General features: G+C 65.0%; 15 protein-coding genes. 10 read left to right on the top strand and 5 right to left on the bottom strand.

Annotation, left to right across the window (positions count from 1 at the left end; all coding sequences use genetic code 11):
- Positions 1-88: 88 nt before the first annotated feature.
- Genes NS2_RS33075 through NS2_RS36485 form a run of 3 tightly spaced genes read right to left on the bottom strand, consistent with a single transcriptional unit; the run spans position 89 to position 1,254 of the window.
- The gene (locus NS2_RS33075; protein ID WP_033091212.1) at positions 89-592 is read right to left on the bottom strand and encodes a barstar family protein; all 504 of its coding nucleotides are present in this window, start codon (positions 590-592) and stop codon (positions 89-91) included.
- Positions 593-1,096 (bottom strand): guanyl-specific ribonuclease, encoded by a 504-nt coding sequence (locus tag NS2_RS33070; protein WP_033091213.1) that lies wholly within the window; start codon positions 1,094-1,096, stop codon positions 593-595.
- Positions 1,093-1,254: a hypothetical protein gene (locus NS2_RS36485; protein WP_158543945.1), complete on the bottom strand. Its 162-nt coding sequence runs from the start codon at positions 1,252-1,254 to the stop codon at positions 1,093-1,095. Before NS2_RS36485 ends, NS2_RS33070 begins: the two co-directional genes overlap by 4 nt.
- On the opposite strand from NS2_RS36485, the gene NS2_RS33065 reads away from it, so the two are divergent.
- Positions 1,253-2,713, top strand: coding sequence for a recombinase family protein (locus NS2_RS33065; RefSeq protein WP_158543943.1), 1,461 nt, complete (start codon positions 1,253-1,255; stop codon positions 2,711-2,713). The genes NS2_RS36485 and NS2_RS33065 overlap by 2 nt on opposite strands.
- Before the next feature lie 205 nt (positions 2,714-2,918).
- Here the strand turns inward: NS2_RS33065 and NS2_RS33060 are convergent, their stop codons facing one another.
- Complete coding sequence (locus NS2_RS33060; RefSeq protein ID WP_036550845.1) at positions 2,919-3,920, bottom strand: TY-Chap domain-containing protein; 1,002 nt, start codon at positions 3,918-3,920, stop codon at positions 2,919-2,921.
- Positions 3,921-4,312: 392 nt separating this feature from the next.
- Positions 4,313-5,119 carry an exodeoxyribonuclease III gene (locus NS2_RS33055; protein ID WP_036550847.1) on the bottom strand — a complete coding sequence of 269 codons (807 nt, stop codon included), beginning with the start codon at positions 5,117-5,119 and terminating at the stop codon, positions 4,313-4,315.
- Between the two features lie 69 nt (positions 5,120-5,188).
- Here NS2_RS33055 and ephH point away from each other — a divergent pair, with 69 nt between their 5' ends.
- From ephH to NS2_RS33015, 9 genes are all read left to right on the top strand, one after another.
- Entirely contained in the window at positions 5,189-6,043 is an 855-nt protein-coding gene (ephH, locus tag NS2_RS33050) for an epoxide hydrolase EphH (protein WP_045440003.1), read from the top strand.
- A gap of 214 nt (positions 6,044-6,257) precedes the next feature.
- Positions 6,258-7,076 (top strand): SAM-dependent methyltransferase, encoded by an 819-nt coding sequence (locus NS2_RS33045; protein WP_147207407.1) that lies wholly within the window; start codon positions 6,258-6,260, stop codon positions 7,074-7,076.
- Positions 7,077-7,110: 34 nt separating this feature from the next.
- Positions 7,111-7,278, top strand: a complete 168-nt coding sequence (locus NS2_RS36480; RefSeq protein WP_155239974.1) for a hypothetical protein — start codon at positions 7,111-7,113, stop codon at positions 7,276-7,278.
- 59 nt (positions 7,279-7,337) lie between these two features.
- A complete protein-coding gene (locus tag NS2_RS33040) occupies positions 7,338-7,982 on the top strand; it encodes a TetR/AcrR family transcriptional regulator (protein ID WP_033091218.1) in 645 nt (214 codons plus the stop codon).
- A gap of 156 nt (positions 7,983-8,138) precedes the next feature.
- Positions 8,139-9,344 carry a lipid-transfer protein gene (locus NS2_RS33035; RefSeq protein ID WP_147207406.1) on the top strand — a complete coding sequence of 402 codons (1,206 nt, stop codon included), beginning with the start codon at positions 8,139-8,141 and terminating at the stop codon, positions 9,342-9,344.
- Between the two features lie 37 nt (positions 9,345-9,381).
- Positions 9,382-9,819, top strand: coding sequence for a type II toxin-antitoxin system Rv0910 family toxin (locus NS2_RS33030; RefSeq protein WP_147207405.1), 438 nt, complete (start codon positions 9,382-9,384; stop codon positions 9,817-9,819).
- A gap of 16 nt (positions 9,820-9,835) precedes the next feature.
- Positions 9,836-10,699, top strand: a complete 864-nt coding sequence (locus NS2_RS33025) for a MaoC/PaaZ C-terminal domain-containing protein (RefSeq protein ID WP_033091221.1) — start codon at positions 9,836-9,838, stop codon at positions 10,697-10,699.
- Between the two features lie 21 nt (positions 10,700-10,720).
- Positions 10,721-11,599, top strand: a complete 879-nt coding sequence (locus tag NS2_RS33020) for an SDR family oxidoreductase (RefSeq protein WP_033091222.1) — start codon at positions 10,721-10,723, stop codon at positions 11,597-11,599.
- An 18-nt stretch (positions 11,600-11,617) separates the two neighbouring features.
- Positions 11,618-12,898 carry an acyl-CoA dehydrogenase family protein gene (locus NS2_RS33015; RefSeq protein ID WP_033091223.1) on the top strand — a complete coding sequence of 427 codons (1,281 nt, stop codon included), beginning with the start codon at positions 11,618-11,620 and terminating at the stop codon, positions 12,896-12,898.
- Positions 12,899-12,903: the final 5 nt, after the last annotated feature.

Genomic DNA, 12,903 nt, shown 5'->3' with positions numbered 1-12,903 from the left:
CGACACTAGCGAGACCATTGCAGCGCCCGTGACACGTTCGTTCGACCGGAGGTTAACTGCCGGAAAAAGTCCGGTGAATCACGGTGATTCACATACTCGGGGTTCCGTCATCCAAACGCAGGGATATCGCGGACAATCCGGGCGGCGTGGCGTCCTGCAACACCACCCGGAAGGGGATGCCGCGCTTGTCCCAACTCGCCGCGGCATCGGCCATCGCCTCGGCAAACCAGTCGCGTTCACCCTGCTGCTGATCCAGCATGAGCGCCGCATTGCGCACGACGACCACGTACCCCATTGCATCCCCGACGAATTCGTCCAGATCGCGCAGGCATTCGTCGAAGGCGTCCTTGTTCTCCCCGAAGTAGTAGGGGAACTGGAACGCGGCGGCGAACTCGTCGAAAACCCCGGCGACCGTGCGCATCTTGCGGCCGCGCAGCTCACGCGAGAGATAGCCGTCCGGAATCCGGTAGCGGACACCGGAGAATTCGGCCGCGGTGACCGGCAGGACACCGAGCACCGGGGCGGGGGCCCGGCGCGCGGCGATACCCGAAGCGGCGGAGAGGAACTGCGAAAGCTGCATGGGCTCGGTCATTCAGCGCATCCTCGTGAAGGTTTTGTAGTGGTCCCCCGTGTAGTACACCGAACCGTCGCTGCCGGTGATGATGCGCTCGGCATCGCGGCCCTGACCGGGCTGCTTGGGATTCACGTCCCATTCCTGATAGGCGATGGCCTTGCCGCCGGAATCCTTGGCGGGCAAGCGGCCCTCGCGGTTGTTCCAGGTGTCGCCGCCGTGCGTGCCGGGCGAGTTGGCGGAGCCGGGCCAGCGCCCGGCGTCGATCTCGACGAGCGTCTTGTAGGCGCGGTCGGGGACACCGGCCACCTTGGTGGGCGCAACGGATTGATCCACGATGCCGGGCGCGGACGTGGTCGCACCCGGCCCCGGCTTCGCGGTGGCCCGGACCGTCGAGGTGGCAACGGCCTTGGCGCTATTGGTGTCCCGATGGTCATTGGCCTTGGTAGCCACCAGCGCGACCAGCAGCACCAGCACCGCCGCGCCCAGCGTCAGCCAGGCGCGGGTCTTCTTGGACAGGTTCATCGGTACTGCACCACACGAAAGCTGATATCGCCGCGCACAATCCGGTAGTCTACGGAGCGCTGGATCGACTTGGTTTTACAACTCGAATCACCCTCGAACAGGGAAGCCGCGATGCAGACCCCATTACGCGCCTTGCTGGTAGCGCGGATATCTGTCATGACTGACGAATCTACGTCACCGACCCGGCAGTTGGAGAATGGTCGAAACGCCGCACAGGCACGTGGATGGACAGAGGCCGGAGTAGCGACCGACCTGGACGTGTCCGCCACCAAGTACTCCCCCTTCGACCGGCCGGAACTAGGCAACTGGCTGAAAAACCGGCACCACGAATTCGATGTGATCGTGGTGTGGCGGCTTGACCGTCTGGTCCGGTCCTCCAAAGACCTCGCCGACCTGATCGCGTGGTGTGAGGCTAACGGCAAAAGCCTGGTTTCGGCTACCGAAGGGTTCGACCTCGGCACACCGTTCGGCAAGACGATGGTGGCAATCATTGCCGCACTTGCAGAGCTGGAGGCGGGCACGTTGTCCACCCGTCTCAAGGACTCACACAGTGCACTGCGGAAGATGGACCGGTGGCCCGGCGGGCAGCCGCCCTACGGCTACAGAATCGTCGAACATCCCCGCGCCGGCAAGACGTTGGAGATCGACCCCGTTTCGTCCAAAGCGGTTCGACTCATGGGGGAAATGACGATTGCCGGGAAGTCTCAGTGGGAGATAGCCGCCGCACTCACGGACGAAGGATTCCCCACGCCCACCAGGCATTACTACAAAGAGGGCGCCAGCCGTAAGACTGAGGTCTCGGATGTTTGGAATCAGTCGAGTGTCGGAAAGATCCTGAAGTCCCCAGCTACCCAGGGCTACAAACTTGTCGGGCGCTCCGTGAAGGAGCGCAGGCTTGCTCGTGGGACGGATGGAATGCCCATCAAGTATTGCGCTACAGGCATCTTCACCGATGAGGAGTGGACACAAATACAGGACAGGCTGAAGACCCGCTCCCGGACTCGCGAGCGGTCGCACGGTGCCGCTCCCTTACTTGGTGTCGTCTACTGCGGTGGGTGCAAAGACAGGCTGTATCGAGTCGTGACCTCGAACCCCAACGGCAGGAAGTACTCGTACTACCGGTGCGTCCCCAAGTCGGGTAAGCCCAAGTGCGAGGGGAATTCCTTCCTCGAATCGACGACCCAACAGATCTTGGATTCGCTTGTGTCCGAAGAACTCGCCTGCCTACCGGTGACCGAACGCACGCTCATCCCCGGTGAAGATCACACCGATGAACTGAAAACCATTGACCGGTCAATGAATAGCATTCGCGACGAGAAAGACATGGGCCTCTACGACTACGAGGGTGGACAGGATGACTATCTCGAGCGTCTCACTGTCCTCGTCAAGAAACGGAAACAACTCCAATCCCTTCCACCCCGACCAGCCGAGTACATAGACGAACCGACAGGCGAAACCTACGCTGACGCCTACGAACGAATGAGCCCCGAGGAACGCCGGGAACTGTTGCTGCAAGCAGATATTCGGCTGTACATCCACAGCGTGGACCCAGCGAATTGCAGACTTCACGTCCCAGAGGGACTGCCGGGCAAACTCAACGTCTCCATGAGCAAGTGAGATACCATCGGGCCTCTTCATTACGTCGCGCATAACGGTCGAGATCCGTTGGAACCCAAGAAAATTGATGATACCGATGAGCGTTCAACTGCATGAATACGCCCGCCGAACGCACTATCCTGCCGAATACCGTGAACTCCGAACTGGGACTTGAACCCATTCGCTCAGCCGCGTTGCCCGGCACCGAACAAGTGCGTGCGACGCCTCACGTGTGCTTGCGGTTCAACCCCAACTCGTCGACCAGATAGGTCACGGCGGGTTCGGACATCGAGTCGAACACGAGCTCCGAAGGGGTACTCACGCCCGCGATCTCACGGAACGTTGCTGCGGTGAGTTCGGCCGCGTCCCGCACGGTCGGATAGCACGTGGCGTGAACGGGCGGTCGGCTCCAGACCGGATCATCCTCACCACCAAGGAGTTCAGGATCCCAACTCCAGCCCAATCCGGTCATCCGCGCATCGAGCTCGTCGATCTCCAGCCGCGCCTGGTCCCAGATGATGCACTCGTGGGCCCGCGCCGGACTGTCCGGGAGTTGGTAGAACTGCACGTGGCAGGACTCTCTGCCCTTCGCAGGGGCGGACAGGACCAGCATTTCCCCGACCGGCAGGGTGGTCACTGCCCAATCCAAGCGATCGATGAAGTCCGCCCATTCCGAACACCGTTGAGGCACACCACGCTGGGTCGGCCGATCAGGCTCAACGGTCGAGAGGTACGAGATCCCGAGCAGCCCACGAGCAGGACCTTGGTAGTTCCAAGCCCGGTAACGCAACCGACCGGGATCCGAGCCCAAACCGTCTCGTAGAACCTCGACGACAGCGGCCGCGACCTGCGGCTTGTAGTCGTCGGCGGTGTGCAGCCAACTCGTCCATCGGAATTTCTCCAACCGTGGAACCGGAAGCCACAGGGCTTCCTCGCGTGGGACCAGCTCCCCCGAATCGGGATGCGGCACAAGGGTCCTGGCGAGTGTTCGCTGCCCTTGCATGACCGAGAGCAAACGCTGCGATGCCTGCGGATCATCGGGAATCATCACCCAGATCTCCACGATGTCGCGGTTGGCGAAGAACAGGATGCGATCGTTGCTCACCACATCGCGAAGCTCGATGCTCTCACCGGTCTGCGGCCACACCCTCTGGAACTGCTCGTCATAGTCCGGATACAAGAACATCGGCATGTCCTCGAGCAGCCGAGCCCATCCTTCGGCGGTCATATCTCCCCGATTTCTCACCGTCACAACACCCTAAGCGGGCCCCACCGACTCCGTGACACTCCCCTCCTCCCTCCGTGACACTCCCCTCCCGCAGCCGCCATCTCGCCACGTCCGCACATGCCGCTGGTCGCACTGGCCGAGCGGGCCAGCGCGTGGTGTCGGAAGACCGCCCAACCGGCGCGCTGCCGCTCGAGCGATTGGCTGCTGGCCGAACTATGGTCGGCCAGGTCGCGCGATTGGTCTTGGATCGACTGGAGGAGGGCAGCACTCGCGTCAACGAAATCGATTGGGAGCGTGGCTCATTCTAGCGATCCCACGGGGCCTGCACTGCAGTTCGCCGCCTGGCTGCCCCGTACCCAGCGTGAGCTGGGTACGGGGCTTCTTGGAGAGGTTCAGCGGTACTGAACCGTGACCGGGGCGTGGTCTGACCAGCGTTCGGCGTAAGTGGGGGCTTTCTCGACGACGGCCTGCTTGGCGCGAGACGCGATGTCGCCTCGGGCCAGGGCGTAATCAATCCTCCAACCGGCGTCCTTGTCGAAGGCGCGGCCGCGGTAGGAGTGCCAGGAGTACGGGCCGGGGACGCCGGGGTGCAGGTCGCGGACCACGTCGTGGTATCCGGCGGCGAGCATGGACGAGACCCAGGCGCGTTCCTGCGGGAGGAAGCCCGCGTTCTTGACGTTGCCCTTCCAGTTCTTGATGTCCAGTTCGGTGTGCGCGACATTCCAGTCGCCCATGATCACGAACTCGCCGGGGTGGGCGAGCATGCGCGCGCCGATGGCGTCGAGGAAGCGGTACTTCTCGTCCTGCATCGGCGTGTCGGCCTCGCCGGTGTGGACATAGACGCTGGCTATGGTCAGCTCGTCGAAGTCGGCCTCGACGTAGCGGCCCAGGGTGGCGAATTCCTCGACGGGAGTCCAGGTTCCGTCCGCGAGCAGGCCGACCCCGACGCGCACCGCGTCGGGCTCCTTGCGGGACAGGATGGCCACGCCCGCCCGGCCCTTCAGACCCGGCTCGGCATGGCTCAGGAACCAGCCCGCGTCCAGCGCGGGAGCTAGCGCGCTACGGGTTTGCTCATCGGTCGCCCGAGTCTCCTGCAGGCAGACGATATCGGCCTCGGTAGCGGCCAGCCATTCGAGCAGTCCCTTGCCCGACGCGGCACGCACCCCATTGACGTTGCACGTACTGATGATTTTCGCCACTTCACGACCGTACAATGCGGCTTACCGACTCTCTTCACGGACATCGAGGTCCAGGAAGGGGTGACGACGATGACGTCAGGCACCACCAAGCCCATCGCCCCGCCCGCGCCCATCCGCGCGCTGCACACCGGCTCCGGCGAACCGCTGCTCCTGTTGCACGGATTCATGATGTCCCCGCATTGCTGGGAGCAGGTCGCGCAACGCATGTCCGGCCATTGCGAAGTGTTCGCTCCGGCCTTCGCCGGGCATTGGGGCGGACCGGATTTCGACGGCTGGTATCTCGATGTCAGCGCCCTTGCCGACCGGGTGGAGAACCAGCTCGACGAGATGGGCTGGCGCACCTGCCATATCGCGGGCAATTCGCTCGGCGGCGGGGTCGGCTTCGAGCTGGCCCGGCGCGGCCGTGCCCGCACCCTCACCGCGATCGCCCCGGCGGGCGGCTGGCAAACCCCCTCCACACTGCAATTGCGGGTCGGGTTGAAGTTCGCGTCGCTGGTGCCGGCGGTGGAGATCGGCAAACTCCTGCCGCCCGCCATCACCTACAGCGGCCTGGCCCGGCAGGTAGTGGCCATGCTGCTCACCAAGAACACCTCCGCGGCCTCGCGCGTGGGCATCGAGGCGGCCATCACCGCGGCCATGCGTTGCAGGGCCATGCTGCCGATGCTGGTGAGCGGCTTGCGATTCCCGGCGCTGGAGGACCTGTCCACGCTGCGAACCCCCGTGCGACTGCTGATGTGCGAGAACGACCGGGTCATCCCGAACCGCGTCTACGCCCGCCGCTTCCTCGAGGAACTCCCCGAATCCGCCGACCGCATCCTGGTCCACGACGTCGGCCACGTGCCGATGCTGGAAGCCCCGGACCGCATCGCCACCTTGATCGCCGAGCACGTCTACGCCTCCCGCACGCGGCTGCGCGCGGTCTGACCGGTTCGGTCCATCGGGGGCGGCGTGGCGCTCCCGACGGTGGTCACGCCGGTGGCGACGAGCGACTCGCCGGACGGGTATCCGAAGCCCCGGCCCGCTCCGAATCACTCATGATCCCCGGGCACACCGGGCGTTACCGCGAACAGCGCGCCGGAAGACGTTCTCTTACATAGGATTACTGCCACAACGGAGTCCCTCGGACAGGGGTGTGGAGATGACGAATCAACCGCAGGTGGACCAATCCAAGCCGAGCATCGCCCGTGTCTACGACTATCTCCTGGGCGGTAAGGACAACTACGCCGTCGACCAGGAGATCGGGGACTTCTTCATCAAGGCTCTGCCCGGTTCGGTGGACATCGCCTACGCCAATCGCAATTGCCTGGTGCGCGCCGTCGGCGAGATCGCGCGCAGCGGCATCTCGCAGTTCATCGACTTCGGCTCCGGCCTGCCCACCGCCGACAATGTGCACCAGGTGGCGCAGCGGCACCTGGCCGATCCGCACGTGGTCTACATCGACAATGATCCGATCGCGCTGGCGCACGGTCGCGCCCTGCTGGAGACCGACGAGCACACCACCGTCATCCAGGCCGATCTGCGCGACTCCGAGAGCATCCGCCGCCATCCGGAAGTGGCGCGGCTCATCGACTTCTCCCAGCCGGTGGCCATCATCTTCAGCGCCATCCTGCACCACCTCAACAATGACGAGAAGCCCGAGCAGGTGGTCCGCTACTGGACCGACCAGATCGCCTCCGGCAGCATGGTCTACATCTCGCACTTCCGCTCCGGCTTCAACGAGGAAACCCGCGTCGCCGAACAGAAACTGCAATCCTCCTTCGGCCGCGGCCGCTGGCGCGACGACGAGGAAATCCTCGCGCTCCTCGGCGATCTCGAAATCCTCGAACCCGGCCTGGTCCCCTGCTCCCTCTGGCGCCCCACCCCCACCGCCGAGGGCGTGGCCCGCATCGGCGGCGACCACCACGACCTCAGCGTCTGGGAACAACTCATCTCAGCCGCACTGTCCCGCAAGCCCTGACGTCACGAAGCCGATCGCACTCACGGCGGGTTTCGTGGGCGTCGGCGCGGGCTTCTGGCACGTCCTGCCCGTTGCCGGAATCGTCGTATTCGCCTGCGGCATCATCGCATTGTTCGTCCGCTCCTCGGGATACCGGCAACTGGAACTCGACCACGCGACGGCCGCAGCGCAGGTCATCGAACCGAGCAAGTTGCCCGAATGATGATGAAGCCACATCCGGGCATGAACATACACGTCTGCATGTAAGTGTAAGATCGTCGCATGCCCAGTCCCACCGTCTCGAAGCCGCCGCGTCGCACCCAGGAACAGCGCAGCAGCGAGACGCGTACACGGCTGCTGGACGCCACCATCGACTGCCTCGTGGAATACGGGTATGCCGGGACGACGACGCCGCGGGTCGCCGAGCGCGCGGGGGTGACCCGGGGTGCGCAGGTGCACCACTTCGGCTCCAAGACCGATCTGGTGGTGGCGGCCGTCAGTCATCTGGCGCAGCGGCGCACCGAGGCGGCCATGAAGGAGATCAACCGGGTGCGGGCGGGCGATGATCCACTTGGCAGCGCACTGGAATTCATGTGGGAGCTGCACCAGGGGCCGCTGTTCATCGCGGCCATCGAGCTGTGGGTGGCCAGCCGCACCGATCGCCTGCTGGCGGCCGAGGTCGAGAAGGTCGAGCCGTTCGTCAACAACGCGGTGCTGCTGGCGGTGGCGCAGCTGGTGCCGAATGAGTTGTACCGCAAGCATGTTCGCGATTTCGCGTATACCGCCATGGACACCCTGCGCGGAATCCTGGTGACCAACTTCATCTCTCCCGATTCCGAGCGGGCGCATCGGCGCTGGCTGCGCGCCTCGGCCCAGCTGCGCCTGGCCGCCGAATCCGGCATGCCGGATCTGCACATCACCCACTGACACCGGCCGCACCGGACGATACCGACGCGGCGGTATGTGCCGCTGCACCAGTGCGACCTGTCGATCTCGTGATACCTGCCGGGATTCGCCGCACCCTCTTGCCTCTTTACATACAGCTTTGTATGTTTGTTTTCGCACCCCTATGTGAGGAGTTCGATGACGAACAAGGTCTACGTCGTCGGCGTCGGCATGACGAAGTTCGAGAAGCCGGGCCGTCGCAAGAACGAAGACGGCAGTGACTGGGACTACCCGGACATGGCGCGCGAATCGGGGACCAAGGCCCTCGCCGATGCGGGGATCGACTACCGCGAGATCGAGCAGGCGTACGTGGGTTACGTCTACGGCGAATCCACCTCCGGCCAGCGCGCGGTCTACGAGCTGGGCATGACCGGCATCCCGGTCGTGAATGTCAACAACAACTGTTCCACCGGCTCGACCGCGCTCTACCTTGCGGCGCAGGCGATTCGGGGCGGTCTGGCGGACTGCACGCTGGCCCTGGGTTTCGAGAAGATGCAGCCGGGTTCGCTCGGCGCCACCTGGGACGACCGCGAACAGCCCATGGCGCGCCACATCATGGCGCTCGCGGAGATCTCCGAGGTGCTGTTCCCGGTGGCCCCGTGGATGTTCGGCGCGGCCGGGCGTGAGCACATGAAGAAGTACGGCACCACCGCCGAGCACTTCGCCAAGATCGGCCACAAGAACCACAAGCACTCGGTGAACAACCCGTATTCGCAGTTCCAGGACGAGTATTCGCTCGACGACATCCTGGGCTCGCGCATGATCTACGACCCGCTCACCAAGCTGCAGTGCTCGCCCACCTCCGACGGCTCGGGCGCGGTCATCCTCGCCTCCGAGGAGTTCGTGGACCGTCACGACCTGTCGCGGCAGGCGGTGGAGATCGTCGGCCAGGCCATGACCACCGATTTCCAGTCCACCTTCGACGGCAGCGCCGCCAACCTCATCGGCTACGACATGAATGTCAAAGCGGCCGAGCAGGTTTACGCTCAGGCCGGACTCGGCCCCGAGGACTTCCAGGTCATCGAGCTGCACGACTGCTTCTCCGCCAACGAGCTGCTGCTGTACGAGGCGCTCGGACTGGCGAAGGAGGGCGAGGCCGGGCACCGCATCGACTCCGGCGCGAACACCTACGGCGGCAAGTGGGTCGTCAACCCGTCCGGCGGCCTCATCTCCAAGGGACACCCTTTGGGCGCAACGGGTTTGGCGCAGTGCAGCGAGCTCACCTGGCAGCTGCGCGGCACCGCCGACAAGCGGCAGGTCGACAACGTCACCGCCGCCCTGCAGCACAACATCGGTCTCGGCGGCGCGGCCGTCGTCACCGCCTACCAGCGCGCCGACCGCTGATCACGTCTTTCCCCCTTCGCGAGAGTCAGGAAATCTCATGGGACACATCGAAGCGTCCAAGGACCTCAACGCCACCCCCGACGGCCTGTGGGCGGTCGTCTCCGACCCGCAGACCTGGGACAAGTGGTTCTCCATCCACGAGCGCTGGATGGAGGAGCCGCCGGCCGTGCTGGCTCCCGGCGCGAAGCTGACCGCCAAGATCGTCATGCTCGGCATGGCCAACAAGATCGAGTGGGTGGTGGAGAGCGTCGACACCCCGAATCGCCTGGTGCTCAGCGGCACCGGCATGGCGGGTGTGAAGGTGCAGTTCTCCTTCGACATCACCCCCGAGAGCGAGGGCAGCAAGTTCTCGGTGTCCGGTGATTTCGAGGGCGCGCTGATCAAGGGGGCGCTGGGCAAGGCGGTGGAGAAGGATGGCCTCACTCAGCTGGACAAGACTCTCGCCGCGCTCGACGCCCTCGCCGCGACCGCCTGAGCGAGAGGCGGACGAGATGGCTTCCACGGCTGTCGAATTCGATGCCTCCGGGCTGGGCAACTGGTCCGACGAGGAGGCATTCGAGGTCACCCGCGAGCGGATCGCCGAATACGCCGCAGCCACCAACGATCCCATTCCGGCGCACCTGAAAGGCGATGTGGCGCCGCCGATCTTCGCCATCGTCCCGGTCTTCGACGCCATGATGGTGCCGGTCATCGAGGTGGCCCCGATGAACATCTTCGGGCGGGTGGTGCACGGGGAGCAGGACTTCCACTTCCATCGGCCCATCCGGCCCGGCGACAAGCTGGTGTCGCGGGCCAAGGCGATCGGTTTCGAGGGGAAGGACAATGGCTCGACCATCACCATCCTCATCGAATGCCGTTCCGAGGCCGGGGAACTGGTCAACGAGCAGTATCTGACCGCGTTCTTCCGCAATGTCGACGCGGGCGAGAAGGTGGGCGATCAGGCTCCGGCGCACCGGTTCGATCCGGCGCTGCTGGAACACGAGCCGCTGGCGACGGCGACGGCACACGTCGACGCCGACCAGACCTACCGGTACTCCCCGGCCTCCGGTGACCCGGTGCCGCTGCACCTGGACGATCAGGTGGCCAAGGACGCCGGTCTGCCCGGCATCATCGCGCACGGGCTGTGCACCATGGCCATGTCGTCGTGGGGTGTGCTCAACGAGGTGGCGGGCGCGGATGTGGCTCGGCTGCGACGGTACGCGGTGCGCTTCTCGAAGATGGTGTTCCCGAACGACGACCTGGAGACCCGGATCTGGAAGGTCGGCGGCGGTAACGGGGTCACCACCTACGCCTTCCGGACCGTGCGCGGCGACGACACCGTACTGAGCGACGGACTCGCCGAAATCGCCGACTGATCTAGAACTTAGGAGCTATTCATGGGTGCACTCGAAGGACGGGTCGCCATCATCACCGGAGCCGGTCGGGGGATCGGGCGCGAGCACGCCTTGCTGTTCGCTCGGGAAGGCGCGGCGGTCGTCGTGAACGACCTCGGCGGCAGCAATGCCGGTGAGGGCACGGACACCGGTCCGGCGCACGAGGTGGTGGACGAGATCACCGCCGCAGGGGGGCGGGCGATCGCGAACACCGACAGCGTGGCCGACTGGCAGGGTGCGAAAAACCTGGTGGATCAGGCTGTTTCGGAGTTCGGGCGGCTGGATGTCGTGGTGAACAACGCGGGCATCCTGCGCGACGCGTTCATCGCGGGCATGGACGAATCGCAGTGGGACGCGGTGGTGGCCGTGCACCTCAAGGGGCACGCGGCGGTCCTGCGGCATGCGGCCGGGTACTGGAAGGACCAGTCCAAGGCCGGTAATCAGCCGATCGCGGCGGTCGTCAACACCGCGTCGGCCTCGGGCACCACCGTCCCGAACGCCGGGCAGGCGAACTACGGTGCCGCCAAGGCCGCCATCGCCGCGCTCACCCTGGTGGCAGCCGACGAACTGGCCCGCTACGGCGTGCGCGTGAACGCCATCGCGCCCATTGCCCGCACCCGGCTCACCCTGGCCACCCCCGGCATGGGCGAAATGATGGTGGCCCAGCAGGCGGGATTGGAGGAAGGCGAATTCGATGCCTTCAGTCCGGCCAATATCTCCCCGCTGGTGGCGTATCTTGCCACCGAGAAGTGCCCGATCACCGGCAAGGTGTTCGCGGTGCAGGGCGGCGCGATCTCCGAACTGGCGGGGTGGCACGACGTGAAGACCATCGAGACCGAAGGCCCGTGGTCCATCGACGATATCGCCGGGCGACTGCCGTAATCAGGAAGGCGGACAACGATGTTCGAATGGTCCGAGACCGATGAGCTGATCCGCGGCGCGGTGCGCGGCTTCATCGACAAGGAGCTGCGCCCGCACCTGGACGCCCTCGACAGCGGTGAGATGCTGCCGTACCCGATCATCCGGAAACTGTTCTCCGAGTTCGGCATCGACGCGCTCGGGGCGGAGACGGTCGGCAAACTGCTTGCCAAGCAGCGCAAGCGGGAGGAGACGATCGCCGCGGGCGAGCCGCTGCCGGAGAAGGAGAAATCCTCCGAGGGCGGGCCGTTCTCCGGGCAGGAGTCGCTGATGGCGGTGCTGATCAGCGAACTGTCCGGGGTGTGCATGGGCCTGGTCACCGCCATGGGGGTGAGCATCGGTCTCGGGGCCACGACCATCCTTTCGCGCGGCACGCTGGCGCAGAAGGAACGCTGGCTGGGCGACATTGTGACCATGAAAAAGGTTGCGGCATGGGCGATCACGGAGCCGGACTCGGGCTCGGACGCCTTCGGCGGCATGAAGACCTACGTCCGCCGCGACGGCGAGGACGACATCCTCAACGGCCAGAAGACCTTCATCACCAACGGTCCCTACGCCGACACCGTGATCGTCTACGCCAAACTCGACGAGGGCGACGGCACTCCGGAGTCCAAAACGGCGCAGGCCAAGCGTGACCGCAAGGTGCTGACCTTCGTGCTCGACAAGGGCATGGAGGGCTTCACCCAGGGCAAGCCCTTCAAGAAGATGGGCCTGCACGCCTCCCCGACCGGCGAATTGTTCTTCGACAACGTCCGCCTGGGCCGCGACCGCCTGCTCGGCGAAACCGAACAGCACGAGGGCGGCGACGGACGCGAAAGCGCCCGTTCGAGTTTCACCGCCGAACGCATCGGCGTCGCCTTCATGGCGCTGGGCATCATCAACGAATGCCACCGGCTCTGCGTGGATTACGCCAAGACCCGCAAACTGTGGGGTCAGGAGATCGGCCGCTTCCAGCTGGTCCAGCTCAAGCTGGCCAGGATGGAGGTGGCGCGGATCAATGTGCAGAACATGGTCTTCAGCGCCTTGGAACGCGGCCGCGCGGGTAAACAGCCGACCCTGGCCGAAGCCTCGGCCATGAAGCTGTACTGCTCCGAAACCGCCACCGAGGTAGCCATGGACGCCGTCCAGCTCTTCGGCGGAAACGGCTACATGTCCGAATACCATGTCGAACAATTGGCCCGAGACGCCAAGTCCCTGATGATCTACGCGGGCAGCAACGAAATCCAGATCACCCACGTGGCCAAGGGCCTGCTCGCCTACTAGTGTCG

The organism is Nocardia seriolae NBRC 15557, from assembly GCF_007990715.1.
Lineage (GTDB): Bacteria > Actinomycetota > Actinomycetes > Mycobacteriales > Mycobacteriaceae > Nocardia > Nocardia seriolae.
This window is presented reverse-complemented; position numbering and strand designations above follow the sequence as displayed.

Coding starts and splice junctions, on each gene's coding strand:
- NS2_RS36485 (WP_158543945.1), bottom strand. CDS start 1,254: ATGACAGATATCCGCGCTACCAGCAAGGCGCGTAATGGGGTCTGCATC.
- NS2_RS33065 (WP_158543943.1), top strand. CDS start 1,253: ATGACTGACGAATCTACGTCACCGACCCGGCAGTTGGAGAATGGTCGA.
- NS2_RS33040 (WP_033091218.1), top strand. CDS start 7,338: ATGCCCAGTCCCACCGTCTCGAAGCCGCCGCGTCGCACCCAGGAACAG.
- NS2_RS33025 (WP_033091221.1), top strand. CDS start 9,836: ATGGCTTCCACGGCTGTCGAATTCGATGCCTCCGGGCTGGGCAACTGG.
- NS2_RS33015 (WP_033091223.1), top strand. CDS start 11,618: ATGTTCGAATGGTCCGAGACCGATGAGCTGATCCGCGGCGCGGTGCGC.
- NS2_RS33075 (WP_033091212.1), bottom strand. CDS start 592: ATGACCGAGCCCATGCAGCTTTCGCAGTTCCTCTCCGCCGCTTCGGGT.
- NS2_RS33035 (WP_147207406.1), top strand. CDS start 8,139: ATGACGAACAAGGTCTACGTCGTCGGCGTCGGCATGACGAAGTTCGAG.
- ephH (WP_045440003.1), top strand. CDS start 5,189: ATGACGTCAGGCACCACCAAGCCCATCGCCCCGCCCGCGCCCATCCGC.
- NS2_RS33070 (WP_033091213.1), bottom strand. CDS start 1,096: ATGAACCTGTCCAAGAAGACCCGCGCCTGGCTGACGCTGGGCGCGGCG.
- NS2_RS33020 (WP_033091222.1), top strand. CDS start 10,721: ATGGGTGCACTCGAAGGACGGGTCGCCATCATCACCGGAGCCGGTCGG.
- NS2_RS33030 (WP_147207405.1), top strand. CDS start 9,382: ATGGGACACATCGAAGCGTCCAAGGACCTCAACGCCACCCCCGACGGC.
- NS2_RS33060 (WP_036550845.1), bottom strand. CDS start 3,920: ATGACCGCCGAAGGATGGGCTCGGCTGCTCGAGGACATGCCGATGTTC.
- NS2_RS33045 (WP_147207407.1), top strand. CDS start 6,258: ATGACGAATCAACCGCAGGTGGACCAATCCAAGCCGAGCATCGCCCGT.